The 26,268-nt window shown below is 64.1% G+C and carries 24 protein-coding genes and 1 pseudogene; 16 read left to right on the plus strand and 9 right to left on the minus strand.

Annotated elements, in window-relative coordinates:
* Position 1 precedes the first annotated feature (1 nt).
* Genes ACO06X_RS18760 through ACO06X_RS18770 form a run of 3 tightly spaced genes read right to left on the minus strand, consistent with a single transcriptional unit; the run spans position 2 to position 2,840 of the window.
* Positions 2 to 781 carry an enoyl-CoA hydratase/isomerase family protein gene (locus ACO06X_RS18760; protein WP_421837648.1) on the minus strand — a complete coding sequence of 260 codons (780 nt, stop codon included), beginning with the start codon at positions 779 to 781 and terminating at the stop codon, positions 2 to 4.
* Positions 778 to 1,683 carry an acyl-CoA dehydrogenase family protein gene (locus ACO06X_RS18765; protein WP_421837649.1) on the minus strand — a complete coding sequence of 302 codons (906 nt, stop codon included), beginning with the start codon at positions 1,681 to 1,683 and terminating at the stop codon, positions 778 to 780. Before ACO06X_RS18765 ends, ACO06X_RS18760 begins: the two co-directional genes overlap by 4 nt.
* A 5-nt stretch (positions 1,684 to 1,688) precedes the next feature.
* The gene (locus ACO06X_RS18770) at positions 1,689 to 2,840 is read right to left on the minus strand and encodes an acyl-CoA dehydrogenase family protein (RefSeq protein WP_421837650.1); all 1,152 of its coding nucleotides are present in this window, start codon (positions 2,838 to 2,840) and stop codon (positions 1,689 to 1,691) included.
* 79 nt (positions 2,841 to 2,919) lie between these two features.
* Here ACO06X_RS18770 and ACO06X_RS18775 point away from each other — a divergent pair, with 79 nt between their 5' ends.
* The 11 genes and pseudogenes from ACO06X_RS18775 (at position 2,920) to ACO06X_RS18825 (ending at position 15,763) form a co-directional block, all read left to right on the plus strand.
* Positions 2,920 to 4,536 carry an AMP-binding protein gene (locus tag ACO06X_RS18775; RefSeq protein WP_421837651.1) on the plus strand — a complete coding sequence of 539 codons (1,617 nt, stop codon included), beginning with the start codon at positions 2,920 to 2,922 and terminating at the stop codon, positions 4,534 to 4,536.
* A 158-nt stretch (positions 4,537 to 4,694) separates the two neighbouring features.
* On the plus strand, positions 4,695 to 5,804 hold the full coding sequence (locus ACO06X_RS18780) for an acyl-CoA dehydrogenase family protein (protein WP_421837652.1): 1,110 nt from the start codon (positions 4,695 to 4,697) through the stop codon (positions 5,802 to 5,804).
* Positions 5,801 to 7,006, plus strand: coding sequence for an acyl-CoA dehydrogenase family protein (locus ACO06X_RS18785; protein WP_421837653.1), 1,206 nt, complete (start codon positions 5,801 to 5,803; stop codon positions 7,004 to 7,006). The genes ACO06X_RS18780 and ACO06X_RS18785 overlap by 4 nt, the downstream gene beginning before the upstream one ends.
* Positions 7,007 to 7,014: 8 nt before the next feature.
* Positions 7,015 to 8,268, plus strand: a complete 1,254-nt coding sequence (locus tag ACO06X_RS18790) for an acetyl-CoA C-acetyltransferase (RefSeq protein WP_421837654.1) — start codon at positions 7,015 to 7,017, stop codon at positions 8,266 to 8,268.
* A gap of 15 nt (positions 8,269 to 8,283) precedes the next feature.
* Entirely contained in the window at positions 8,284 to 9,264 is a 981-nt protein-coding gene (locus ACO06X_RS18795) for an NAD(P)H-dependent flavin oxidoreductase (RefSeq protein ID WP_421837655.1), read from the plus strand.
* 15 nt (positions 9,265 to 9,279) lie between these two features.
* A complete protein-coding gene (locus ACO06X_RS18800; protein ID WP_421837656.1) occupies positions 9,280 to 11,349 on the plus strand; it encodes a 3-hydroxyacyl-CoA dehydrogenase NAD-binding domain-containing protein in 2,070 nt (689 codons plus the stop codon).
* A 209-nt stretch (positions 11,350 to 11,558) separates the two neighbouring features.
* On the plus strand, positions 11,559 to 12,809 hold the full coding sequence (locus ACO06X_RS18805) for an acetyl-CoA C-acetyltransferase (RefSeq protein WP_421837657.1): 1,251 nt from the start codon (positions 11,559 to 11,561) through the stop codon (positions 12,807 to 12,809).
* Positions 12,810 to 12,831: 22 nt separating this feature from the next.
* Positions 12,832 to 14,004: an acyl-CoA dehydrogenase family protein gene (locus tag ACO06X_RS18810; RefSeq protein WP_421837658.1), complete on the plus strand. Its 1,173-nt coding sequence runs from the start codon at positions 12,832 to 12,834 to the stop codon at positions 14,002 to 14,004.
* A gap of 685 nt (positions 14,005 to 14,689) precedes the next feature.
* Positions 14,690 to 14,986, plus strand: coding sequence for a DUF1778 domain-containing protein (locus ACO06X_RS18815; RefSeq protein WP_421837659.1), 297 nt, complete (start codon positions 14,690 to 14,692; stop codon positions 14,984 to 14,986).
* A 193-nt stretch (positions 14,987 to 15,179) separates the two neighbouring features.
* A complete protein-coding gene (locus ACO06X_RS18820) occupies positions 15,180 to 15,383 on the plus strand; it encodes a hypothetical protein (protein ID WP_421839952.1) in 204 nt (67 codons plus the stop codon).
* Between the two features lie 179 nt (positions 15,384 to 15,562).
* Positions 15,563 to 15,763, plus strand: a pseudogene (locus ACO06X_RS18825) (helix-turn-helix transcriptional regulator).
* A gap of 158 nt (positions 15,764 to 15,921) precedes the next feature.
* On the opposite strand, the gene trxC reads toward ACO06X_RS18825, so the two are convergent.
* The gene (trxC, locus tag ACO06X_RS18830) at positions 15,922 to 16,377 is read right to left on the minus strand and encodes a thioredoxin TrxC (protein WP_421837660.1); all 456 of its coding nucleotides are present in this window, start codon (positions 16,375 to 16,377) and stop codon (positions 15,922 to 15,924) included.
* Between the two features lie 193 nt (positions 16,378 to 16,570).
* On the opposite strand from trxC, the gene ACO06X_RS18835 reads away from it, so the two are divergent.
* Positions 16,571 to 17,230, plus strand: a complete 660-nt coding sequence (locus ACO06X_RS18835; protein ID WP_421837661.1) for a peroxiredoxin — start codon at positions 16,571 to 16,573, stop codon at positions 17,228 to 17,230.
* A 3-nt stretch (positions 17,231 to 17,233) separates the two neighbouring features.
* The gene (locus ACO06X_RS18840) at positions 17,234 to 17,611 is read left to right on the plus strand and encodes an ArsR/SmtB family transcription factor (RefSeq protein WP_421837662.1); all 378 of its coding nucleotides are present in this window, start codon (positions 17,234 to 17,236) and stop codon (positions 17,609 to 17,611) included.
* 17 nt (positions 17,612 to 17,628) lie between these two features.
* Here ACO06X_RS18840 and ACO06X_RS18845 read toward each other — a convergent pair whose 3' ends face one another.
* From ACO06X_RS18845 to ACO06X_RS18865, 5 genes are read right to left on the minus strand one after another with little or no spacing between them, the layout of a single operon-like run.
* Positions 17,629 to 18,363, minus strand: coding sequence for a hypothetical protein (locus ACO06X_RS18845; RefSeq protein ID WP_421837663.1), 735 nt, complete (start codon positions 18,361 to 18,363; stop codon positions 17,629 to 17,631).
* Between the two features lie 29 nt (positions 18,364 to 18,392).
* The gene (locus tag ACO06X_RS18850; RefSeq protein ID WP_421837664.1) at positions 18,393 to 18,734 is read right to left on the minus strand and encodes an ArsR/SmtB family transcription factor; all 342 of its coding nucleotides are present in this window, start codon (positions 18,732 to 18,734) and stop codon (positions 18,393 to 18,395) included.
* Positions 18,734 to 21,943 (minus strand): efflux RND transporter permease subunit, encoded by a 3,210-nt coding sequence (locus tag ACO06X_RS18855; protein WP_421837665.1) that lies wholly within the window; start codon positions 21,941 to 21,943, stop codon positions 18,734 to 18,736. Before ACO06X_RS18855 ends, ACO06X_RS18850 begins: the two co-directional genes overlap by 1 nt.
* Positions 21,940 to 22,980 carry an efflux RND transporter periplasmic adaptor subunit gene (locus tag ACO06X_RS18860; protein WP_421837666.1) on the minus strand — a complete coding sequence of 347 codons (1,041 nt, stop codon included), beginning with the start codon at positions 22,978 to 22,980 and terminating at the stop codon, positions 21,940 to 21,942. Before ACO06X_RS18860 ends, ACO06X_RS18855 begins: the two co-directional genes overlap by 4 nt.
* 27 nt (positions 22,981 to 23,007) lie before the next feature.
* Entirely contained in the window at positions 23,008 to 23,346 is a 339-nt protein-coding gene (locus ACO06X_RS18865; RefSeq protein WP_421837667.1) for a rhodanese-like domain-containing protein, read from the minus strand.
* A 110-nt stretch (positions 23,347 to 23,456) separates the two neighbouring features.
* Between ACO06X_RS18865 and ACO06X_RS18870 the strand changes: the two genes are divergently transcribed.
* The 3 genes from ACO06X_RS18870 to ACO06X_RS18880 are packed head-to-tail and all read left to right on the plus strand — an operon-like array spanning position 23,457 to position 26,257.
* Positions 23,457 to 24,737, plus strand: coding sequence for an NAD(P)/FAD-dependent oxidoreductase (locus ACO06X_RS18870; RefSeq protein ID WP_421837668.1), 1,281 nt, complete (start codon positions 23,457 to 23,459; stop codon positions 24,735 to 24,737).
* A gap of 45 nt (positions 24,738 to 24,782) precedes the next feature.
* The gene (locus tag ACO06X_RS18875) at positions 24,783 to 24,986 is read left to right on the plus strand and encodes a YgaP family membrane protein (RefSeq protein ID WP_421837669.1); all 204 of its coding nucleotides are present in this window, start codon (positions 24,783 to 24,785) and stop codon (positions 24,984 to 24,986) included.
* Positions 24,986 to 26,257 (plus strand): TolC family protein, encoded by a 1,272-nt coding sequence (locus tag ACO06X_RS18880; protein ID WP_421837670.1) that lies wholly within the window; start codon positions 24,986 to 24,988, stop codon positions 26,255 to 26,257. The genes ACO06X_RS18875 and ACO06X_RS18880 overlap by 1 nt, the downstream gene beginning before the upstream one ends.
* Positions 26,258 to 26,268 lie beyond the last annotated feature (11 nt).

Genomic DNA, 26,268 nt, shown 5'->3' on the forward strand with positions numbered 1-26,268 from the left:
CTCACTTCCCCTTGTAGGCGGGCGTGCGCTTCTCGCGGAGCGCGGTGCGGGCTTCCTCATAGTCTTCCGTCTTGAACAGTGCGGTCTGCGCCAGCAGTTCCTGCGCAATGCCGCTGCGGACCGCGCCGGCGTGGATCTGGTCGATCATCGTTTTTGCCATGGCGAGCGCGATGGGCGGCTTGGCTGCGATCTTGCGGGCAAGATCGAGCGCGCGGGCTTCAAGCTCTTCGGGCGCGACGACGAAATCCACCGCGCCCCATGCCAGCGCGGTCTCGGCGTTGATCCTGTCACCGGTCATCACCATGTACTTTGTGCGGCTGGGGCCGATCAGCGTGGTCATGAGCTGGGTGCCGCCGGTATCGGGCAGGATGCCGTAGTGAATTTCAGGCAGCGCCATCTTGAGCGTGGTGTCGGCTATGCGGATATCGCAGGATAGCGCAGTTTCGCAGCCTCCGCCGAGTGCCGCGCCCTTGAGCGCCGCGATGAAGGGTTTGGGGCTGTCCATCACCGCCAGCCGCTTTTGCTGGTGGCGCAGCACGAAGTGGTAGTCGCTTTCATCGCGTGCACGGTGCCCCAGCATGCTGGTGTCGCGGCCGGAACAAAACGACTTGCCCGCCCCCTGCAGCAGCACCGCGCGCACGCCGTCATCGTCCAGCGCGCGGTCGAGCAGGTCTTTGTAGAGATGCGCTGCCTCATCATCGAGCGCGTTGTGGACTTCGGGCCGGTTGAGCGTGATCACGCCGACGCCGTCGATAACTTCGTAGAGAACCTTGTCGCTCATGCGGCGTCTCCCAGCAGGATGTCGCGCCTGGCAGGCGCAATGAAGGTGAGGAGGTGTGCCCGCTTGAGGCACAAGTGCGGATAGGCTTCGTCGGTCATGCCGATGCCGCCATGGACCTGGATGTTGGCCCGTCCGTTTTCGAGCGCGGCCTGATCCGCCAGCAGTTTGGCGCTGGCGATATGGAACGCAGCGTCATCGGCGCCCGCATCAAGCGCGCAGGCCGCGTAGTACAGCTGCGAGCGGGCTACCGCGCAGCGCACCGCCATATCCGCGCAGATATGCTTGATCGCCTGAAACCAGCCGATGGGCCGCTCGAATTGTTCGCGCACTTTGGCATAGGCAGCGGCCATGTCGCGGGCGGCATCTGCGCAGCCCAAGGCAAAGGCGGCGGCGAGCAGCTGGAGATGCAGCGCGGCGCGCGGATCGGCGATGGCTTCGAAAGGCGGGGCAGGATCGAGACGAGCGAGCGATGCTGTCGGGTCGAGCGACGGCCCCCCGTCAAGATCGCGCGGCAGCGCGGTAGTCGCGGCGAGGTGGCCTGCCAGCCCCAGTGCCTGAACCGCACCATGCGGATCGAACACACGCAGCATGCCCCCTTCGAGCGAGCCATCCAGCAGCGCCAGCGCCGCTTTGCCCGCATGAGGCGACCAACGCGCCGCGACTGCGCTGGGTACGAGGCCGACGGGGGCCAGATGGCGCCCCAGTTCGGCAAAGACCACAGCCTCTGTGGCATGATCAAGCCCCATGTCCGGGGCTGTCATCGCGGTCCAGCCCATGGCTTCGAGTTCCTGCCAAAGGGCGATTGGACGCTGGCGCGCCTGCTCCAGCGGCATATTATCGGCGCACCAGTCTGCGGTGGCGGTGATGAAGGCTTCCTGCTCGGCGCTCGGGGTCAGGTCCATGGGGTTTACCTCGATTTCGGCAGGCCAAGCAGCCGCTCGCCGATGATGTCGCGCTGGATTTGCGAAGACCCGCCGGCGATCGTGGCGGCAAACCCGCGCAAGTATTCGGCCACCAGCGAGTCCTCGCCGTAGCGGAAATCGAGGATGCCTTCGCCCGCAAGCAGCAGCGCCATGCGCTCCAGCCGCTGGCCAAGTTCGGCGGTGAACAGACGGATCACCGAGGCTTCCGGGCCGGGCTGGCCGGTGCGGACGACTTCGGAAATGTTGCGATAGGTCATCGCTCTCAGCGCTGCCACTTCGGCGCGCATCTGTGCCAGATCGCCCGCAATCCGGTCATCCTTGATGGCCCCGGTCTGGCGGGCGCGCGCCAGCAGGTCCTCCAGTTCCTGCGCCTGCTTGACCTGATCGGCGATGAAGCCCGTGCCGCGCTCGAAGCTCAGAGTGGACATCGCGACTTTCCACCCCTGGCCCAGCCCGCCGACGACATTCTCGAGCGGAATGCGGACATCGTCGTAGAAGACCTGTGCGAACTCGATCTGGCCCGACATCTTGCGGATCGGCCTCACCTCTGCGCCCGGCGTGTGCATGTCGCAGATCACCCATGAAAGCCCGGCATGGCGGTGCGAGCCTTCCTCCGTGCGCACCACAAGTTCCTGCCAGTCCGCGACGTGGGCAAAGCTGGTCCAGATCTTGGTGCCGTTCACCACCAGTTCGTCGCCCTCGATCCGGGCGCGGGTGCGGATTCCGGCGAGGTCCGATCCTGCGCCAGGTTCCGAGAAGCCCTGGCACCAGATCGCCTCGCCGCTCAGGATGCGCGGCAGGTGGAGAGCCTTCTGCGCCTCGCTGCCATTGAGGATCAGTGTGGGGCCGCCGTGGTTTATGCCGACGAAATTGGCGCCGATCCATGGAGCGCGAGCGCGGGCGTATTCCTCCAGCCAGATCACTTGCTGCACGATGGAAAGCCCGCGACCCCCGTATTCGCGCGGCCAGTTGATCCCGGCCCAGCCTGCGTCGAACAAGCGGCGCTGCCAGGCCTTGTCGAAATCAATCGCGTCCGCGGCGTGGAAAGGGCGCGGCTCGCTCGGGACATTTTCGTGCAGCCAGTCGCGGCATTCGGCGCGGAAGTGCTGCTCTTCGGGTGAGAAAGCGATGTCCATCGGATCAGGTCTCCGGGATTGACGCGCACGCCGCGCGTGGCTCACCCTTGCGCGCAGGTACACGCGTAGGGAGCGGGACATGGGAATGGCGGCGAGCCGGATGCCGGACGGGCGCGAGGCGGAGTGGCGCAGGCTGGGCTTGTGGAAGGATTTGTCGCTTGCCGACGCGATGGCGCGCACTGCAGCAGTGCGTCCGCACGCGCCGCTGCACTTTTTCGGTGCGGCGGGCGAGCAAGTCACGACGCTCGGCGCGGTCCATGCCGAGGGACGGCGGCTGGCCGGATCGTTCCACGCACTGGGGCTGCGGCCGGGCGATACGATCGCCATGCAGTTGCCCAATTGCATGGAAAATGCCGTGCTGTTTCAGGCCGCCGCGCTGCTCGGCTGCACGTTGCTGCCGATCGTCCATATCTACGGCCCGCACGAACTGGCGCACATTCTGGCCGATAGCGGTGCCAAGGCGCTGATCGTGCCCGATCGCTGGAAGGCCATCGACTATCTCGACCGACTTGCGCGGCTCCCTGATCTGCCGGCCTTGCTGCACCGGATCGTGATGGGCGAGACGGTACCGCACGGGATGATCGCGCTGGACGCCTTGCCGGCGGGTGATCTGCCGCCTTGTGCGGTCGATCCCGATGCACTGGCGCTGCTGCTTTACACCTCGGGCACCACGGCGGCGCCCAAAGGCGTACGCCACACCTCGCGCAGTCTGCTGGCCGAGCTTGCCGCGCAGCGCGGCGATACGCCCGCAGATGATTGCGGCCTTTCGCCATGGCCGTCCGGGCATATCGCCGGCACGCTCGGCGTCATGGCCCACGCCCTGCTCGGCCGACCCATGCTGATCCTCGAGGCTTGGGATCCAGGCCTTGCCGCCGAACTCGTCGAACGGTTCAAGGTTCGCCAGATGTCGGGCACGCCGTTTCACCTTTCGGGCATGATGGAAGCTGCGGCGCGGGACGGGCGTGATCTTACCAGCTTCATCCAGTTCCTGATCGGGGCAACCACGGTGCCGCCAGCGCTTGTCGCAGCGAGCGAGGCAATCGGAATCCGCTGCTGCCGCTGCTACGGATCGACCGAAATGCCGACGGTTTCGCAGTGTGCGCCGGATGATCCGCTGGACAAGCGGCTCAGCACCGATGGCCGTCCCAATCCCGGGGTCGAAGTCCGCATTGTCGATGATGGCGGTGCCGACCTGCCGATCGGTGCGGAAGGCGAGGTGGCGGTACGCGGCGCCGAACGCTTTGCGGGCTACACCGACCCAGCACTTGATGCGTTCAGTTTTTTGCCTGGCGGCTGGTTCCTCACCGGCGATATCGGCCGGCTCGATGCCGAAGGCTATCTTGCGATCACCGACCGCAAGAAGGACATCATCATCCGCGGCGGGGAGAACATTTCCAGCCGCGAGGTGGAAGAACTGCTGCTGCAGGTGCCCGGCGTTCGCGAGGCGGCGGCGATCGGAGCCCCCGATCCGCGGCTGGGCGAGCGGGTCTGCGCAGTGCTTCTGCTGGAGGACGGCGGCGCGGTGCCGACGCTCGAAACAATCGGCGAGGTGTTCAGCGAGCTTGGCGTCGCTCGGCAGAAAGCGCCCGAGGTTCTGGTGGTCCTCGACGCTCTCCCGCGGACGCCGACGGGCAAGGTGCAGAAGGCCGAGCTGCGGCGTGCCCTGGCCGCAGGCGGCCAGATCGCGGCGCGTTGAGCGCGGCTTGCGGCATGCTCGCCCAGCCAGGTTTTGCACCCTCACCACCCGTTTCGCGCGTTTCCCGAAAGGACGGAGCGCCCCCTCAATGAATCACGCTTGATATGTATTACCTAGTTATATAACTGAAAGAACCTTCTGGGATAGGGATGCCGCGAATGTCAATCCTCTATGACGAGGGCCAGCAGGCCATCGCCACCGAATCACGACGGGTCCTCGATGCCCGCACCAGCAAGCAGCGATTGCTCGCGCTGCTCGAACAGACCGGCACATTTGACCAGCCGTTCTGGGACACGGCAGTGGAGCAGGGCTGGACGGCGCTGGCCATTCCCGAGGCGCATGGCGGATTGGGTCTGGGCCTGGTCGAACTGGGCCTTGTTGCGCAGGCCACTGGCGCGGCTACGGCCGGTGCACCGTTCCTGACACCCGGCTACGGGCTTGCGCTGGCGATCATGGGAAGCGGCAACGCGGACATTCAGGCGCAGTGGTTGCCGCGGCTTGCGGCTGGCGAAATCCTCGGCGTGGTGGCGCTGGCGGAAGGCACCGCGCCTTTGCCCACTCGCCCGGCGGTGCGCTATGCCGGCGGCGCGCTGAACGGCACCAAGCACGCGGTGCCGGGCGGCCTCAAGGCCGATATCGCGCTGGTATGGGCCGAAGCCGATGGTGCGCCCGCACTGGTTCTGGCCGAACTGGCGGGCGCGGCCCGCACTCCGGTTGAAAGCTTCGACAACACCCGGCTCTACGCTGATCTCACATTTGCGGGCACCCCGGCGACCGTGCTTGCGGCAGGGGCTGCCGCCAAGGCGCTGGCACTTGAAATCCTTGCGCGCATGGCCATCGTCACCGCGCATGAGCAGGTCGGCGGCGCCGAGGCGCTGATGCTGACCGCGCGCGACTATGCGCTTACCCGCCGCGCCTTCGGCCAGCCGATCGGCGCGTTCCAGTCGGTCAAGCACCGGATTGCCGAACTCTACGGGCTTGTCGAGATCGCCCGGGCGAACTGCATCCATGCCGCCGGCCTTGCCGATGGCGGGCAGGCCGATCTCACCGCACTGATGATTGCGGCCGCCGATGCGCGGCTCGCGGCGACCGAAACCTATGACACCTGTGCGCGCGATTGCGTTCAGGTGCACGGCGGGATCGGCGTGACCTGGGAGGCGGGCATCCACCTCCATATGCGGCGGACGCGCAGTCTGGCGATCGAGCTGGGCAACATGCTCTTCTGGGAAGATCTGCTGGTTGAAAACCTGACGGGAGTGGCAGCATGAGCGAGTTCGAAGCATTCCGCCTGCGGGCGCACGACTGGCTTGCCTCGGTCGCCGGAACGTTCGGCAAGGCCGCGCGCAAGGGGCTTTCGGAAGCCGAGGATCTGGCGCTCGGGCGGCGCTATCTCGCAGCCCGGTTCGATGCGGGGTTTGCCGGGATCAACTGGCCCAAGGAGATCGGCGGGCAAGGCCTGAGCCATATCGAGAAGGTCGTGTTCGATACCGAGGAAATGGCCTTCGGTATGCCCACCGTCTATTTCGGAATCTCGCTCGGCATGCCGGTGCCGATCCTGATCCGCTTCGGCGAGGACAAGGCCTGGGTGAAGGAACGCGTGATCGCCGCGCTGCGCGGTGAGGAAATCTGGTGCCAGCTGTTTTCCGAGCCCGCTGGCGGCTCGGACCTTGCCGGTCTGCGCACCCGTGCCGAACCCGATGGCAACGGCTGGAAGCTCAACGGGCAGAAGCTCTGGACGAGCTGGGCGCAGTACAGTGACTACGGCGTGATCGTCGCGCGTACCGACCCGACGCAGCCCAAGCACAAGGGCCTCACCTATTTCTGGGTCGACATGCGCGCCAAGGGAGTCGAGGTGCGCCCGATCAAGCTCGCGGGGGGCGACAGCCACGTCAACGAGGTGTTCTTCGATGATGTTCGGCTCGACGATTCGCAGCGCATGAGCCCGATCGGCGGCGGTTTCGGCGTGGCGATGACCACCTTGATGATCGAGCGCTATGTCGCGACGGACAGCGGCGGATTTGGCCCGCCCCTCGATCTGTTTGTCGATCTGGTCAAAGGCCTCGAGATCAACGAGCGGCCCGCGCTCAACGATGGTCGGGTCCGTTCGGCGATCGCCCGCAACCATGCGATGCGCGCCGGGCTCGAATCGATCACCGCGCGGGCCATGCAGATGCTGCAGGCGGGGATGGAGCCCGGACCCGAAGGCTCGCTCAACAAGCTGGTTTCGGTGCGCAGCCGGCAGAAGCTTTCGGAGCTGGCGATCGATCTCCAAGGCAACCTTGGCTTTGCCTTTGACGAGCACGCGCCGGTCAAGGACAACTGGACCACAAGCTGGATCAATGCGCCGACGGGCCGCATTGCCGGCGGTGCGGACGAGATGCTGCTCAACACCATTGCCGAGAAGATTCTCGGCCTGCCGCAGGATCACCGGCCCGACAAGGGCGTGCCTTTCAACCAGATTCCGGCGTGATGCCGGCCATGGATGACGCGCTGATCATCGATGCCGTCCGCACCCCGCGCGGCGGGGGAAAATGGGGCAAGGGTTCGCTTTCGCACCTCCACCCCCAGCACCTTGGCGCGGCGGTGCTGAAGGCCATCCAGGAACGCAACGCGCTCGATACCCGCCAGGTCAATGACGTGATCTTCTCGACTTCGGCCCAGCGCGGCAGGCAGGCCGGCGATATCGGCCGCATGAGCGCGCTCTATGCCGGCTACGATCCGGTCGTCTCCGGCATGACGCTCGACCGCTTCTGCGGCGGCGGGATCACGTCGGTCGCGCTGGCGACCGCGCAGATCCGCAGCGGGATGGAAGAAGTGGTGATCGCCGGCGGGGTCGAGATGATGTCCTACCGCGATCACCTCACCGCGCTTGAGGCAGCAGGCGGTGTACCCCGGCTGGGGCGCGACATGGGCAACCCGGGGCTGCAGGCGATGCATCCCCAGTCCAACCAGGGCGTCTGCGCCGATGCCATTGCTGCGATGGAAGGGATCACGCGCGAGGCGGTCGACGCGCTCGGGCTGGAAAGCCAGCGCCGCGCCGATGCGGCGATCCGCGCCGGACGCTTCGATCGCAGTCTGGTCCCGGTGCTGAACGAGGATGGGTCGGTTGCGCTCGATCATGACGAATATCCGCGCCCGCAGACGACCGCCGAAGCGCTCGCCAGCTTGCGTCCTGCTTTTCTTGCCGTGGCCGATGCGCCGATTGACGAGGGCGGCGAGACCTATCGGCAGGCGATCCAGCGCAAGTATCCCGGCCTCGAATGGGAAGCGATCCACCACGCAGGCAACAGTTCGGGCGTGGTCGACGGTGCAGCGGCGCTCCTGCTCGCCTCGCCCGATGCGGCACGGCGCAATGGCTGGACGCCGCGAGCCCGGGTTGTCGCGACGGTCAACAAGGGCGATTGCCCGACGCTGATGCTCAATGCGCCGGTGCCGGCCGCCCGCGCGGTACTCGCCAAGGCTGGCCTCACGATCGACGACATCGACGTCTGGGAAATCAACGAGGCCTTTGCCGTCGTCGCCGAGAAGTTCATGCGGGACCTCGCGCTTGACCGTAGCAAGGTCAACATCAACGGTGGCTCGATTGCGCTCGGTCATCCGATCGGCGCGACCGGGTCGATGCTTGTCGGCACTGCGCTCGACGAGCTTGAGCGCAGCGGCGGCCGCTATGCGCTGATCACCATGTGTGCGGCCGGCGGCATGGCCCCGGCGATCATCATCGAACGTATCTGACAGGAGCTTTCAGCCATGGCATTCAAGACCCGGATCACCGAACTGCTCGAAATCGAACACCCGATCGTTCAGGGCGGGATGATGAATGTGGGCTTTGCCGAAATGGCGAGCGCGGTTTCCAACGCGGGCGGCCTCGGCATTATCACCGCGCTCTCGCAGCCGAGCCCGGAAGCACTGCGCAACGAGATCGAGCGCACCCGCAGCATGACCTCCAAGCCCTTCGGCGTGAACATGACCGTGTTTCCGACGATCAACTCGCCCGATTACAAGGCCTATGCGCAGGCGATCATCGATGGCGGGATCAAGATCGTCGAGACAGCAGGTACCCCGGCGGTGCGCGAGATCTGGGAGCAGTTGAAGCCCCACGGGATCAAGATCCTCCACAAGTGCACCGCTGTGCGCCACGCGGTCTCCGCCGAGAAGGCCGGGGTGGACGTCATCTCTATCGATGGCTTCGAATGTGCGGGCCATCCGGGCGAGGATGACATTCCGGGACTTATCCTGATCCCGGCTGCGGCTGACAAGGTGAAGATCCCCATGCTGGCCTCGGGCGGGTTCGGTGATGGCCGTGGTCTCGCAGCAGCGCTGTCGCTTGGGGCGGACGGCATCAACATGGGCACCCGGTTCTGCGCGACCAAGGAAGCGCCGATCCACGACAACGTGAAGCAGGCCTATGTCGACAATGACGAGCGCGGCAGCTTCCTGATTTTCCGCAACTTCAAGAACACCGCCCGGGTCGGCAAGAGCCCGGTGTCGGAAGAAGTCGTGCGGCGCCTCGCCAAGCCCGAAGCTAAGTTCGAGGATGTCCGCGAACTCGTTGCCGGCACTGCGGGCAAGGAACTGCTGGAGACGGGCGATCTCTCGAAGGGCGTGTTCTGGGCCGGGATGGTGCAGGGCCTGATCCACGATATCCCGACTTGCGAGGAACTCATCAGCCGCATCGTTGCCGATGCCGAAGCTATCGTCCGCGGCCGCATGGCCGGCATGCTTGTCTGAAGAGAGGATGATAGAATGACCGACAGCGCCGCCGCCAGCCATTCCGTGGGTACGACCGAAGTCGTGGGCAACATCGGTGTGCTCACCATCGATTACCCACCGGTCAACGCGCTCAGCGTTCATACGCGCATCGCGCTCGATAGCGGGTTTCGCGAGTTCGCAGCGGACCCGCAGGTCAAGGCGATTGTGCTTATCTGTGCGGGCCGGACATTTATTGCGGGCGCGGATATCTCAGAATTCGGCAAGGCGCTGGAAGGTCCGAACCTGCAGGACGTGTTCGACAGCATCGAGTGTGGGACCAAGCCGGTGATTGCCGCGATCCACGGTACGGCGCTTGGCGGCGGCTATGAACTCGCGCTCATTTGCCACCACCGGATTGCGGTGCCTTCGGCCAAGGTCGGCCTCCCCGAAGTGGCGCTTGGGCTGCTGCCGGGGGCGGGGGGCACGCAGCGCCTGCCGCGCATCGTGGGCGTTCCTGCGGCACTTGATCTCATCACCGGCGGCGCACCGGTCCCTGCGCGCAAGGCGCTTGAACTCGGCATGATCGATGCGCTCGCCGATGAAGGGACGTTGCGCGAAGACGCGATTGCCTTTGCCGAGCGGATTGTCAGCGAAGGCGGACCGCTGCTGCGCGTGCGCGACCGGCAGGACAAGGTCGAGCCCTATCGCGGCAAGGGCGAGATCTACGCCGAGTACCTCAAGAAGAATGCGCGCGCCTTCCGCGGGTTCAAGGCGCCGTTCAATATCGTCAAGGCCATCGAGGCCGCAGCCGAATTGCCATTCGAGCAGGGCATGGAGCGCGAGCGCGAACTGTTCGGCGAACTTATGGCCAGCACCGAAAGCGCGGCGCAGCGGTACTATTTCTTCGCCGAGCGCGAAGCGGCGAAAGTGCCCGATCTGCCGCGCGACGCGCAGGCGCTGCCGATCAGATCGGTCGGCGTGATCGGCGCCGGCACAATGGGTGGCGGCATCACGATGAACTTCCTTAACGCCGGCCTGCCGGTCACGCTGGTCGAGATGAACCAGGCCGCGCTTGATCGCGGGCTGGGCGTCATTCGCCGGAACTATGAGGCGAGCGCCGCCAAGGGTAGGATGACTACCGAACAGGTCGACCAGCGCATGGCACTGATCAGCCCGGCGCTCGGGCTCGATGCACTGGCGGCGGCAGACCTTGTGATCGAGGCGGTCTTCGAGGAAATGGGGGTCAAGCAGGACATCTTCGCGCAGCTAGACCGCATCGCGAAGCCGGGCGCGATCCTTGCTTCGAACACCTCGTTTCTCGACCTTGATGCGATTGCCGCTGCGACGAACCGTCCGGAAAGCGTCATCGGGCTGCACTTCTTCTCGCCGGCCAATGTCATGCGGCTGCTGGAGATCGTACGCGGTGCCAAGACGGCGGATGCAGTGCTGGCAACGGCGCTGAAATTGGCCAAGACCATCGCCAAGGTTCCGGTTGTCAGCCGCGTGGGGCATGGCTTCATTGCCAATCGGGTGATGAGCCCGCGCAGCCAGCAGGCCATGGAACTCGTGCTGCAGGGCCCGACCCCGCAGGACATCGACCGCGCGATCTACGATTACGGCTTCGCCATGGGGCCCTTTGCGATGGGCGATCTGGTCGGGCTCGATGTGATCGGGCGCGGTTCCAATGAACGCACCTTGAGCGGCGATCTGGTCAAGCTGGGCCGCCTCGGACAAAAGCAGGGCGGCGGCTTCTACGACTATGACGAAAAGCGCCAGCCGAGCCCGAGCCCGGTCGCTGCACAAGTCATTGCCGATTTTGCCGCCGCGCGCGGGGTTGCAAACAGGGGTACGCTCAGCGCCGAGGCCATCGTCGCGCGGCTGCTCTATCCGGTCGTCAATGAAGGCGCCAAAGTCCTGCAGGAAGGCATTGCGATCCGCGCAAGCGACATCGATGTGGCCTGCATCCTGGGCTACAACTGGCCAGTCTACACCGGCGGGCCGATGTTCTGGGCCGATACCGTTGGGCTTACCAAGGTCGTCGATGGTCTTCGCGCGATGGGCATCGAGCCGGCCGCGCTGCTGGTCGAAAATGCGGCTTCCGGCGGCAGTTTTACCCGCAACTGAACTCAAAAATTGATCCGTGAACGACAGGACGATCTCGTGATCGTCCTGTCGTTCGATGCTGCGCGTCTGCCTGCGCGTGCTGCTGAACGCGGGCGTCTGGCTAAAGGAAACGGGCCCAGTGCCTCGGTTGACCTATATTACTACGTTAGATATGTAGAATCCGATTCAGCCCATCTGGCAGTGCCAGAGCAAGAGAGGACACACCTATCATGAGCGCGGCCTACATCATCGACGCGGTGCGCACGCCGCGCGGAATCGGCAAAGTGGGCAAGGGCGCGCTGGCCCATCTCCACCCGCAAGTGCTGGGCGCGGCGGTCCTTGAGGCGCTGGCCAACCGGAACGGGCTCGATACCACTGCCGTCGATGATGTGATCTGGTCCACGGCGGTGCAGAAGGGCCGGCAGGCGGGTAATCTCGGTCGCTTGTCCGCCCTGCTTGCCGGCTATGACGTCAAGGCCAGCGGCATGACGCTCGATCGTGCCTGCGGCGGTGCGATCACCTCGGTGGCGCTTGCGGCAGGCCAGATCGGCTCCGGCTATGAAGATTGCGTCATCGCAGGCGGAACCGACATGATGAGCCTGCACACCACGGTGTTTCAGGAAGAGGCGGCGGCTGGCCTTGCGCTGGGGCCGGGCGCCGGCAATCCCGATCTGGTCGCGCTCCACCCGCTCAGCCACCAGGGTGTCTGCGCGGATGCGATTGCCGCGATGGAGGGGATCACGCGCGCCGATGTCGATGCGCTTGGCCTAGAAAGCCAGCGCCGCGCGAAGGTGGCGATGGACGAAGGGCGATTCGATCGCAGCGTCGTACCGGTCCGCAATCCCGACGGCAGTGTCGTGCTGGCCGTCGACGAGTTCCCGCGGCCTGAAACAACCGCCGAAGGATTGGCCCAGCTCAGGCCAAGCTTCGATGGCGTGGCCGACATGCCCGCCGACCGCGATGGCACCACCTTTCGCGCGATGATCCAGCGCAAGTACCCTGAACTTGCTTGGAAAGGCATCCATCACGCAGGCAACAGCTCGGGCGTGGTTGACGGCTCGGCGGCGGTCCTGCTCGCTTCTGAAGCGTATGTAGAGCGGCAGGGCTGGAAGCCGCGTGGCCGCATCGTGACGGCGGTCAATTTCGGCGATTGCCCTACGTTGATGCTTAATGCGCCGGTTCCGGCAGCACGCAAGGCCCTGGCACGTGCTGGCCTGACGGTCGACGATATCGACGTTTGGGAAATCAACGAAGCCTTTGCTGTCGTTGCGGAAAAGTTCATGCGCGACATCGGGATGGACCGCGCGAAGGTCAATGCCAACGGCGGCGCCATTGCACTTGGCCATCCCATCGGTGCGACCGGTGCCCTGCTGATCGGAACCGCGCTTGACGAACTGGAGCGCACCGGCGGCAAGTACGGCCTGATCACGATGTGCGCTGCGGGCGGTATGGCCCCTGCGATCATCATCGAGCGCCTCTGAACTCCGCCGACAGGGATCGTAGATGGCATTGGCGAATTTGCAGGGCACTGACTTCCTCGAAATCCGTGAGGAAGTGACCAAGCTGTGCCAGTCCTTCCCCGATCCCTACTGGCGCCAGCTTGATCGCGACATGGCCTATCCGGCCGAGTTCGTCCGCGCGCTGGGTGAGGCGGGGTACCTCGCCGCGCTGATTCCGGAGGAATACGGCGGCTCGGGCCTGCCACTCTCGGCAGCGGCGGCGATCCTCGAGGAAGTCCAGCGCGCCGGGTGCAACGGCTCGGCCTGCCACGCGCAGATGTACATCATGGGCGCGCTGCTGCGCCACGGTAGCGACGCGCAGAAGCGCAAGTACCTGCCCCGGATCGCCAGCGGCGAACTGCGTTTGCAGGCCTTCGGCGTGACCGAGCCGACCAGCGGCACCGATACCGGCTCGCTCAAGACAGTCGCCGTGCGGAAGGGCGACACATACGTCGTCAATGGCCAGAAGATCTGGACCAGCCGCGCTGAACATTCCGATCTCATGCTGCTGCTAGCCCGCACCACACCCCGCGAGGAATCCACGCGCGGAATCGACGGCCTCTCGATCTTCATTCTCGACATGAACGCAGCGCGCGCAGCGGGCGGGCTTACCATTCACCCGATCCGCACGATGATGAACCATTCGACCACCGAGGTGTTCTTCGACAACGTCGAAGTGCCCGCCGAAAACCTGATCGGCGAGGAGGGCAAGGGTTTTCGCTACATCCTCTCCGGCATGAACGCCGAGCGCATCCTGATCGCGGCCGAGTGCATCGGGGATGCCAAATGGTTTATCGAACGCTCGCGTGATTACGCCAGTGAACGGCATGTGTTCGGCCGCCCGATAGGCCAGAACCAGGGCGTGCAGTTCCCGATCGCCAAGGCCTATGCGCAAACGCGCGCCGCTGAACTGATGGTGCACGAGGCGGCCCGCCTGTTCGAGGCTGGCGAACCCTGCGGCGAGCAGGCCAACATGGCGAAGATGCTGGCCGCCGATGCGTCTTGGGCGGCGGCAGAGGCGGCGGTGCAGACCCACGGCGGTTTCGGATTTGCCGAAGAATACGATATCGAGCGCAAGTTCCGCGAGACCCGGCTCTATCAAGTCGCTCCGATCTCGACGAACATGATCCTGAGCTACATCGCCGAGCATGTTCTCGGACTGCCTAGGCCTTACTGAAAGCGTGCGCCCTGCCACATCGTATGCTTGTTGAACGAGCGTCGAGGGGACTACCCGCCATCGTGCGCGGTGCGGAATGGCAGTGCCAGATGCCATACCACCAATTTCTTTGCTGAACGTTTTCCGGACGCGGTGACGTAAGGCCCAGCTTCAGTTCGTCCTGGAACCTGAACCTGTCGTCGAAAAGGGACCAAGTGAAGGGGTATTGTTGGGGGTATCATGGGTTGAAGGATTAAAATAATATTTTAAAACAATTATTTATATCCCTCCTAAAGATCCCTCCTCCGCTACCATTCCCACATGTCATTTAATATAAATGATAAAAAATTGTCGAGTGGGACTCGAGCGTGGTGGAATTCTCTTTCGGGATCAGGTGTTTAGTGACTAAAACTCCACGAGTTTGGAGTTTTTTGGTTGTGCTGATTTGATCCAGAATCACCCCCTGGCGACAATTAACTGGGGGTGTTTTGGGGGTATCGCTGCAGGAACCAAGTCGTGTTGGGTGCCCCCGTCAACCGAGGCGCTATCAGTCTCGGAATTTTGACCCAGATCGAGTTGCATTGCCCTTGTCTGCGCCTCCTGCGATGGCAGGGTGTCCTCACTGATCGGTGGCCAGTCAAACTCCCAGGAGTTGTATTGCAAAATGCGATACAAACATCCTTCAGCGTCGCCACGGAGAACAACCATGGCACGCTCGACCCTGCGCAAGGATCATCCGCTCTCAATGCGGCTTCCCGATGTTGACATCGCAATCATCGCCCGCGCAGCGAGCCTGCGCGGGCGTTCGCGCACGGAATTCATGCGCGATGCGGCGGTGCGGACTGCCGAGGAGGTGATCATGGAAAATACGGTCATTCGGATGTCCCCGGAAGGTTTCGCCGCCTTCATCGATCTGCTGGACCGTCCGGCCAAACCGGTGGCTGAAATGGTCGAGTTGCTCAAGCGGCCCGCACCCTGGGAAACCCAGGCTGCCGCCAAATAGCCAGACCAGGTGCCGATTTCCGCATCCGAACCGCTAAGTGACGAGTACGAACTCTCACAGTTCTTTTGGGGCAAACCGTCGCTTGACAACTGGCTGTGGACCCGAGCGCTGTCGAACCAGAAAAAGGGCTTCACGCAGTGATGGTGGTTCATGACGCGGGCAGGGCATTGGCACCGGGCTGCTCAAACATGCCCTGCAGCATTGCGCCCAAGGTGCGACGCTAATCGGGGGCAGGGCGCTGATCGTCAACGCGGTCGATGATGAAGCTGCGGAGTTCTGGCGCAGGCGCGGGTTTCTGAGGTCGAAGGACGATCCGATGGTGCTGGCGCGTTCGATTCTTGACATTGCTGTTTCGCTCGAAGCGAGCGCAGGCGTTGGGCGTGACGTGCTCCTCTGATTGGCGCCACCAGAAGCGAGGCCCGGCAGCATAAGGCAGAAAGGCGCGGCCTGCGATCCAATCCGGAGTTGCCAGCACTCTGCCAACCATGCCTCCACGCCGCTTGGGGGGGCGGTACATCACAAGTTGGCGCTGAGCGCGTTCCCGAGGCTGTCGCTGAAGCGATAGAGTCCGCAATTGTGAGGACCGCGCCCCCACGCTTGATCTGCCTGCCTTATGTCCTGGCCAGGGTCGGGCTCAAACGCTCATCGATTTACCAGGGTATGGTGGAGGGCTGTTTCCCGAAAGGCCGCTAGCTAGGGTCGCGCTGTGTGGTCTGGGTGGAGGCAGAGATCGATGCGTGGTTCGGCTTGATTGCCTCGGGATGCATTCAAATCTGATAAGCCACTATCGCCTTCCTGAACTACCAGTCGGCGTTGGGCCATTTGTGCACCGCGCTAGTATCTTCAAGAGCATTGCGGATCGGGGGAATCTTTCCGATCCTCTTTGTCTGTGCGCTGGCCAGCGGTTGCAAAGACCTCTTTTGGCGCGAAAGAACTCAGCTGCCTGCAAGATGCTGCTGGGTCCATGCGACAATCGCACGTTGATCCAAGGCCCCGGCACTACGTGCGATCTCTCGGCCCCCGGCAAACAGGATCAGGGTGGGGATCGACCGGATGGCGAATTGCGCCGCAACTGCCTGCTCTGCTTCCGTGTCGATCTTGAGCAACCGTACCTTCGGCTCAAGTATCCTGGCCGAAGCAGCAAAGGCTGGGGCCATTGCTTTGCAGGGGCCGCACCAGCTTGCCCAGAAATCGGCCAGTACGGGCAGCGTGCCGGTCTTGATGTTGCGATTGAACGTCACGCCACTTACGGCAAGAGGCGCACCTTGGAAGAGCATCTTGCCGCAGCGACCACATTCGGGGTGCTCTGTGATTCGGGCTGACGGCACTCGGTTTGCCGTTGCGCACGATGGGCAGAGAATGATGGCAGGATCGATTGCGGCTGCATTCATGACTGTGTCCTTGAATTTACGCCTCTTTTCGTGCGCCGGTATTGATCGGAGCAGGTCTCGGCGTGATCGCCCGGGCATCTCGTGGGAACACCTGCCAGCATCGGCATCAGCCTTCCCAACAATTTCTGGCTTACATTTGTAATGTAATCGTGTATGGGATTTTGCCAAGATGTACGGCACGGAATTTCGCGAAATGGCTGACCCACTGGCCCAGATGGCTAACGCTCCAAGGTCGCTCCATATCGGCGATCCGGCCCCCAATTTTCAGGCACGGACGACCATGGGGGGGATGTCACTCGCGGACTTTCGCGGGCGCTGGCTGGTTCTGTTTTCGCATCCGGCAGATTTCACACCGGTGTGTACCAGCGAGTTCATTGCTCTGGCAAAGGCCAGCAGCCGGTTTGAGGCGCTCCAATGTGCGCTCCTCGCCGTCTCGGTTGACAGCCTTTACTCGCACTTGGCCTGGGTTCGCGCGATCCGTGACGGGTTCGGGGTCACGATCAATTTTCCGATCGTTGAGGATACATCGCTGATCATTGGGCGCGCCTTTGGCATGGTTGCCGAACACGCACCGGATGCAGCGGCCATGCGTTCAACCTATTTCATCGACCCTGCCGGATTTGTCCGTGCCATGACTTGCTATCCCGCCACGGTCGGCCGTTCGGTCGACGAGATGCTGCGGGTGCTTGCTGCCTTGCAGGCTGTCGATGGTGGGGATGTGGTGACACCCGCGGGCTGGCAGCCCGGTGACGCGGTCCTCATCCCGCCCGATCAGGATCAGGCTGCGTTGCTCGCAGAGGCAGACGATCCAACGTGGTTCTGCCGCCTCAGGCCGCAGCCGGCGAAAGGGTAGACGATGCAAGATCCACAAATGGATCCGGATATCGAGGCGATCGCCGAGGTCATGCGCACGCTTGGCCATGACACGCGGCTGCGGCTGATCGCCACGCTGCTTGAACACGGCGAGAAATCTGTCAGCGAGATCGAGGGTTTGACCGGCATAGGTCAGCCGGGCCTTTCGCAGCAGTTGGCGATCTTGCGCAAGGCCGAGTTGGTGCAGACCCGCCGCGCAGCAAAGCAGGTCTACTACAGTGTTTTGCCGCAAGCGTTCGCGCCAGCGGCGGGGTTCCTTGCCGCGCTCGCACCATTCGATGCGGCAGGCAGACCTGCAAGGGTCGAATCCATGGAGCCTCCAGCGCGCGGGTCCGCCGCGATGTTTGCGAAGATGCTCTAGCCGCGTAAGTCGGAACGTCAGGGCACGATGAAGCTGGTGCGATCGATACCGACCGCGTCTGTCGCCCGGTCAACCGCTGTTACGGTCACGGCATAAGTCCCGGGTTTGGCAGCCTCTACGCTGGCGGCAAAAACACCGGTCTTCCCGCCATACGCTAGAGGCTGCGTTGTCTCCTTGTCGCCCTCGCGCTTGATGTGGGCGGTAACATCGAAGCGCATTGCGTCCCACAGCCCGCCTTGCTCGATCGGGCAGCCACACAGCAGCGCGACGTTGGCGCGGATGGTGATCTGGTGGTTGCCTGCTGCTGTTCGCAGATGTGCTGGCGGATCGATGACATCGACCACGACGCCAGCCAGTTCGAGCACCCAGCCATCGCCAGTGGCAACGCCGTGTCCCGGTAAAACCCAGCGCTGCGACCGGGCGGCAACTGCCGATTGCAGCTGCGTTTGCGGACCATAAGCCTCAACTTCGATGAGGGTCGGTTCGGCAAGATCGAGCACGAAGTTGAAGGCCGCGGCGCTTGCGTCGGCAACCTGCGCATTGCGCGGACCACCTGCCATGATCCGCTTGGTGTCGCCCGTGCCGCCTGTCGTAACGCCCTGCGCCAGGATCTGTTGCGTTCTGGCATCGCGAACCACGATCCGGGCACCGCCCATGCCAGTCCCTATGAACTTGCCGCCGAGGCTCAATACGCGGATCGTAAGGGGCGTTGGTTCAGCCGATAGCGGCAGCGGCGCGGAAGCAAGCAACACAGCGGCCAGGGCACAGGCAGCGCGGCGGATCATGCCATGGCCCGATTGGCTGATGCAGCAGCGGATGAGTCGCCGAATTGATCGCAAAGGAACGCGATGAGCGCGAGCGTGTGGCGGTCGGCAATCCGGTAGTAGATCGTGGTAATCTCGCGGCGAGTTTCCACCAGACCGCCATCCCGCATCCGCGCCAGATGCTGCGACACGCTGGACTGCGACAGACTGCAAAGTCCGATCAGCTCGCTCACCGATGCCTCTCCCTCGCGCAGGCGGCAGAGCAGCAGCAGGCGCTGCGGGTTCGCGACAATCTTGAGGAACGCCGCGACTTCGCTTGCGCGCTCGCAAAGCATCTCGGCCGTGCCGCTCGTCATCATCATTGGCTTGCCGGCCTCCCGTCGTCACGCAGCACGATATAAATGGCCGGAATAACCAGAACCGTGAGCAAGGTCGAGGAGGCCAGCCCGAAAAGAAGGGAGATAGCGAGGCCTTGGAAGATGGGGTCGGTGAGGATCACCGCTGCGCCGATCATGGCCGCCGCCGCTGTCAGCACGATCGGTTTGAATCGGATCGTGCCCGCCTCGATCAGCACATCACGCAAGGGCCGCTCGGGCGTGGCGGTGTGCCGGATAAAGTCCACCAGCAGGATTGAATTGCGCACGATGATCCCGGCGAGCGCGATGAAGCCGATCATCGAGGTCGCGGTGAACGGCGCGCCAAACAGCATGTGGCCGATCACGATGCCGACGAGCGTCAGCGGCACCGGGGTCAGGATCACCAGCGGCAACGTGAAGCTCCGGAACTGCGCGACCACGAGGATATAGATCCCCAGCAGCGCAACCATGAAGGCGCCGCCCATGTCGCGGAACGTCACCCAGGTGATTTCCCACTCGCCGTCCCACAGCAGCGAAGTCGCATGCTCGTCGGTCGGCTGGCCGCTGAGGCGGATCACGGGCTTGGTCAGACCCTTGGCCGCCCAGTCGTATTTGTCGATGGCAGCATCGACCGCGAGCATCCCATAGATCGGCGCTTCATAGTCGCCCGCCAGCTCCGCGGTCACCAAATCGGCGAAATGGCCGTCGCGGCGGAAGATCGCCGGGCTGCTCTGCTCCTGCCGCGCTTCGACCACGGCACCGAGCTCGACCAGCTGCCCACCCTGACCCATAGCCACGGGCGTGCTGTTCAAGGTCTGCGTCCAGCTGCGCGCAGATTGCGGGAGCGCGATGGTGATCGGCAGCGGTGTGCGTTCGTCACCGCGCGGGGCATAGCCGACCGTGCGACTGCCCAGCAGCGCGCCGATCGAATCGTTGATGTCGCGCGCCGAGAGGCCGTAATAGTCGATCCGGTCGCGCTGCGGGATCAGGCGGAGTTTGGGCCGCGCCTGACCGAAGCTGTTGTCGACATCGACGATATAGGGAACCGACTTGAAGATCTTTTCGAGCTCGGTTGCGGTGGCGCGGCGGGTCTGCGCGTCGGGGCCGTAGATCTCCGCCAGCAGCGTGGCCAGCACTGGCGGCCCCGGCGGCGTCTCGACAACCTTGAGCGAGGCACCCTCGGGAAGTTTCAGCGCTTTGAGCTTGGTGCGCAGATCGAGCGCGATTTGGTGGCTCGAGCGCGAACGGTCTTCCTTGGGCAGCAGGGTGACCATGACATCGCCCATTTCAGGGCGGCTGCGCAGGAAATAGTGGCGCACCAACCCGTTGAAATTGAATGGTGCGGATGTGCCCAGATAGGCTTCCATCGCGGTGGCTTCAGGGAGCTGGCGGGTGAGGCGGGCCACGTCTTCCAGAACGCGGCCCGTCGCCTCAAGGCTGGTGCCTTCGGGCATATCCACCACGACCTGCACTTCGGACTTGTTGTCGAAGGGCAGCAGTTTGACCGTGACCGCCTTGAAATAGAACATCGAGCAGGCGAGCAGCGTCGCAAGACCCACAGCAATAAGGAAATTGCGCGCCGAAGTGCGGTTGTCGATGATCCTGTGCGCGACCTTGGCGTAGAGCCCGCCCAGCTTTCCGCCACTTTCATCATTGCCGTGATGGCCGCCGCCCGCTGCAACCTTGCGCGCGAAGCGGATCATCAGCCACGGCGCGATCACCACCGCGACGAAGAACGAGAAGACCATGGCAGCGGAAGCATTGACCGGAATCGGCGCCATATAGGGCCCCATCAGTCCCGAGACGAACAGCATCGGCAGCAGCGCCGCGACCACGGTCATCGTCGCCACGACCGTGGGATTGCCCACTTCTGCAACCGCTTCGATGGCCGCCTGTGTGCGGGTACGATCATCGGGCATGGCCCAATGCCGCGCGATATTCTCGATCATCACGATCGCATCATCGACCAGGATGCCGATCGAGAAGATCAGTGCAAACAGGCTGACGCGGTTGATCGTATAGCCCATCAGGTTCGAGGCAAACATCGTCAACAGGATCGTGGTAGGGATCACGACAGCGGTGACCGCCGCTTCCCGCCAGCCGATGGCAAAGCCGATCAGCACGATGATCGAAACCGTCGCCAGCGCAAGGTGGTAGAGGAGCTCGTTCGCCTTCTCGTTCGCCGTCGCGCCGTAGTTGCGCGTGACCGCGACATCGACACCGTCGGGGATGAGGCTGCCATTAAGGCTTTCCAGCCGCTGCAACACCGCATCGGAAACCACCACTGCGTTCGCGCCCGCCCGCTTGGCAATCGCGATGCTGACGGCAGGCGCGCTCGACCAGCGGCCATCGCTTCGGGCCCAGCGCCACGCGCGGGCCTGATCCTCGCGCGGGCCCTGCGATACGGCAGCGACATCGCGCAAATAGACGGGAGCACCGCTTGCCGACCTCACCGTTAACATGCCGACATCCTGCGCCGAAGCGAGCGTCTGGCCAGCGGCGACGGCAACAGCCTGCCCGCCTTCGCGGATGCTGCCCGCCGGGAAGCTGCGGTTGGCCTGCGTGGCCGCATCGATCACGCTGCCAAGCGGCACGCCATATTGGCTGAGCTTGCCCGGATCGGGCGCGATGCGGATTTCCTCGGGGCGTCCTCCGGTGAGGAACGTGAGGCCGACATTGTCGACTTTGGCGATCTCAGTACGTAGCTTGGTGGCGAGCGCATAGAGCGCCTGATCGTTATAGTGGCCTGCCGCACCTACCTTGGGCGAGAGGGTGAGGACCACGGCGGGAACATCGTTGATCCCCCGCACCGTGACCTTGGGCTCGGGGATACCGACCGGGATGCGATCCCAGTTGGCGCGCAGCTTCTCGTCGATCCGGGTGGCGGCGGCTTCGGGGTTCGAGCCCACGATGAAGCGCGCGGTCACCATCACGCCGTCGTCTTCGGCCTGCGTGTAGACATGTTCGACGCCGTCGACGCTCTTGACGATCGTCTCCAGCGGAATGCCGACGAGTTGGACCGCGTCCGGCGCGGCAAGGCCCGGGGCCATGACCTGAATGTCGACCATCGGCACGCTGATCTGCGGCTCTTCCTCGCGCGGGATCGTGAACAGCGCGAGCAGGCCGACCGCGATGGCGGCGAGCAGGAAAAGCGGGGTCAGTGGGGATGAGATGGTCGCGCGGGTGAGGCGCCCTGAAAGGCCGAGGTTCATTTCGGGCGCCTTGCTGCGAACAGGGTATCTCCCGGCGCGATTCCGCCGAGAATCTCGACCTTGCCTGGATCACTCGCCGGCGCCGTCTGGACGGCAACGGCGCTGACGTGCCGATCAGCACTCAGAACATCGACGTAGTCGATGCCGTAGCGGGTGGACACGAACCGGCGCGGGATAACGAGGGCCTTCCGCCGCCCGACTTCGATCGAGACACCAACCCGGCGTCCAACCAGTTCGGTGGTAAGGCCGGGCACGGTCGCATCGACCTGGACCCGGCCCCCGGCGATCGCAGGATAGACCTGCGTAACCTGCCCCTGGTGCGACCCGACGGGCAAATCCTGCTTCGCGATGGTGACTGCCGCGCCGACATGGACGGCACTGGCCAGCGATTCGGGCAGATCGAGGCGCAGCACCGGCGGACCGGCGGTGATCGTTGCCAGCGACATGCCGGGGGCGACGACTGAACCGGCGGGAAAATCGGCGCGAAGCACTCGGCCAGAGGCCGGTGCCAGCACTGCGCCTTGCCCGGCCACGCTAGCACTAGCACTCAGCTGTGCGCGCGCGGCCGCAACCTGCGCATCGGCGGCGCGCGCCATGGCGACCGACTGGTCTAGCTTCGCCTTGGCGTAGACATTGTGATTAAACAGGTCCTGCACCCGCGCCAGATCGCCGCGCGCCCGCGCGGCTTCGGCCTGAGCGGCGGTAACCTGGGCTCCCGCTGCGCTGGTTTCGTAACCAAGCCGCGAATCCACAATCGAGCCGATCCGCTGGCCCTTGGATACCATATCGCCCGCGCGAATGGAGAAGCTGACCAGAGTGCCCGGGATGCGGGCGAACGCCTGCGCCTGGTCGCGCGTGGTGATTTCGCCCCCGACAGCTTTCACGTCGGCGGTCTCAACCAGTGCAACGGCCAGTCGCTCGCCTGCGGGCAGGGCCGGCGCGCTCGTTTCGCTGGGCGCGGTGCTGCTGCAGCCTACCAACGCCCCACTTGCCAATGCCACCGCGGCATTGGTGACTATCCATGTCCACTTGGTCACTGCCGCTTCCTCCCCTGCCAGATGACTTCAGCCGTGCTCGACCTGGAGGCCGGCGGCCTTCCAGGCCCCGATTCCCCCGGCGAGATGCGTGTCCACAGCGACCTGAGCCTTGCCGCACTGATCGAGCGCGAGCGCCGAACGCTTGCCGCCCGCGCATTGGAGCACGATCGTCCGGCCTGCCGCTTCGGGCAGATCGTGCGGAGCAAAGCACGAGAGCGGGGCGTTGAAAGCACCGCTGATGTGTTCGGCGGCGAACTCGTCGGGTTCGCGCACATCGACCAGCATGGCTGAGCCATCTGCCAGCATCGCCTTAAGGGTCTGCGCGTCGATTTCGTTGTGTGCCTTGGTCTTGCCAGATCCAAACATGGTGGGTCTCCCGGAGGGTCGTGAGTGGGGATTTCAATTTGTATATTGCATATATCGTGTAATCATCATATTCAGTCAAGCACGATATCGAGATGAGAGGAACAGGCGTCATGCAAAAGCCAAAGATCGTGGTGCTCGGTGCTGGTCTGGGCGGAACCATCGCTGCCTATGAAATCCAGGACGCTGTGAAGGGGCGTGCCGATGTCATGATGGTTTCCGATACGGAAACGTACTCCTTTATCCCCTCGAATCCTTGGGTGGCTGTGCGCTGGCGCAAGCCTGAGGCGATCCAGGTCCATCTTCCGCCGATTTTCGCCAAGAAGAAGATCGGGTTCACCGCGATCGGTGCCAAACGGCTCCATGCGACCGAAAAGCGACTCGAGTTGAATGATGGCACTTCCGTAAATTACGATTATCTCGTAATTTGTACTGGGCCGGAATTGGCTTTTGACGAAATTGAGGGCTTCGGTCCGCATGGTGGCCACACGGTTTCGGTCTGCAAGACGGACCATGCCTCGATGGCCGCAGATGCTTTTGACCGCTTCGTGGAAAATCCGGGACCGATCGTGGTCGGCGCAGTGCAGGGTGCATCGTGCTACGGCCCGGCCTACGAGTTCGCGCTGATCCTCGATACCGAACTGCGTCGCCGCAAGATCCGCGACAAGGTGCCAATGACCTTCGTGACGGCCGAGCCCTACGTCGGCCATCTCGGCCTCGACGGCGTGGGCGATACGAAGGGACTGCTCGAGAGCAAGCTGCGCGATCGGCACATCAAGTGGATCACCAATGCCCGGGTCGCCAAAGTCGAGGCGGGCATGATGCATGTCGAGGAGATTGCCGAAGGCGGCGCAGTCGCCAAGACGCATGATCTGCCTTTCTGCTATTCGATGATGCTGCCCGCGTTTCGCGGTGTAGCCGCCGTGCGCGATATCCCCGGCCTTACCAATCCGCGCGGATTCATCCTGATCGACAAACACCAGCGCAATCCGGTGTTCCCGGAAATCTTCTCGCTGGGCGTGTGCGTAGCCATCCCGCCGACTGGGCCGACCAACGTGCCGGTGGGCGTGCCGAAGACCGGCTTCATGATCGAGAGCATGGTGACCGCTACCGCTGCCAATCTCAGTTCGATCCTCGACGGCAAGGAACCGACCGCCGAGGCGACATGGAATGCGGTCTGCCTTGCCGACTTCGGCGATGGCGGTATCGCCTTTGTCGCCCAGCCGCAGATCCCCCCGCGCAATGTCAACTGGGCAGCCAGCGGCAAGTGGGTCCACTTCGCCAAGATCGGCTTCGAAAAATACTTTCTGCGCAAAGTTCGCAAGGGCGAGAGCGAGCCCTTTTACGAGAAGCTCGCGATGCAGGTGATGGGCATCGAGAAACTGCGGCACTGATCCGCACCCTGTGACCCTGATTTGTGATCCTGAAAGGACCGAGACATGACTCTTGATCGTGCCGTGATGATCTTCGCCGGCTTTGTCGTGCTGCTGGGCATTGCCCTGTCGCTTGCGGTCCATCCCTGGTGGATCGGCCTGTCGGCGTTCGCCGGGCTCAACATGATCCAGGCCGGCTTCACCGGCTTCTGCCCCGCCGCGATCGCGTTCAAGGCCATGGGCGTGCGTGCGGGCACGGCGTTCAAATGATGAGCCAGCGCCGCACTGCCCGGCTTGCGCTGTGGCTTGCCGCGCCGCTGGCGCTGAGCGGCGCAGCGCACGGGGCGACGCTTGAAGAAGCGCTTGCCGCAGCGCTTGCACATGCGCCGGAAGTCGCGGCAGCCGATGCCGACGCCGGTGCCGCTTCGGCGCGATTGGATCAGGCCAGAGCAGAGCATATGCCTACCGCGACGCTTAGCGGCTCGATCGGCTATGGCCGCCTCGATCCGGGCGGCTTCTTCGGGCTTAGCAGAGCCGATGTGACCCCGCGAACTGCGCAGATGGCCATAGAACAGCCCCTCTTCACTGGCGGTCGGGTCGGTGCCGGGATCGACCGTGCGCGTGCCGGTGTGGCTGCGGCGGACGCCGGGAAAACGGGAATGCGCAGCCAGTTGGTTCTGGCCGTGACGCAAGCCTACGGCGATGTGCTGACCGCCGCACATCTCGTTGATCTCTATGGTCGGCTCGTATCGCAGACAACCGAGATCGGGCGCCAGGCGCAGCTCAAGTTCCGTGCGGGCGAAAGTCCGAGCACCGATGTTGCGCAGGCCGATGCGCGGCTCGCCGAAGCGCGCGCCGGGCTGGCCCGCGCGCAAGGCATGCAGGTTTCGGCGCAGGCGCGGTTCCGTAATCTGACCGGGCTCGAGCCCGCCGATCTCCAGCCGCTTCCTGCCAATCCCCCGCTCCCGGCTTCGCTCGACGAGGCGATGGACGCAGCGATTGAGGCCAATCCGATGCTTGCCCAGATCGAGGCCGGTCTGCGCGGCGCGCAGGCAGCAGCGCGCGGCGCGCGTGCGGAACTGCTGCCCACGGTCGGTGCCTTCGCCGAAGCGGCGACCGTGCGTGATCAATTCTTTCCGGGCTATCGCGGCGACAGTGCCACTGTCGGCATCCGCGCCCGCTGGCAGATTTTCAGCGGCGGCCGGGTCTCGGGCAAAGTCGCCGAAGCGGACAGTACGGTCCTGGCCGCCGATGCACGGCTACGCGCGGCGCGGCTGCAGATCGCGGAGCAGGTCATCTCTGCGTTCCAGGAGGTGCGGACTGCGCAGCTCGTCGAGCAGGCAGCGGGTGAACAGACCGCTGCTGCTGCGAAGGCGCTCGACAGCGTCAGGCAGGAAGTTCGCGTCGGCATGAAGCCGCAGCTCGATCTGCTCGATGCGGAGCGTGAGGCAACATCTGCCGAGGCTGGAGCCGCGAGGGCGAGCACCGACCGGATCGTGGCTGCCTACCGGCTGCTCAGCCTGCTTGGCCGCAAATTCTGACGCATAAAGGA

Source organism: Novosphingobium sp. (genome assembly GCF_965229225.1).
Classification (GTDB): Bacteria; Pseudomonadota; Alphaproteobacteria; order Sphingomonadales; family Sphingomonadaceae; genus Novosphingobium.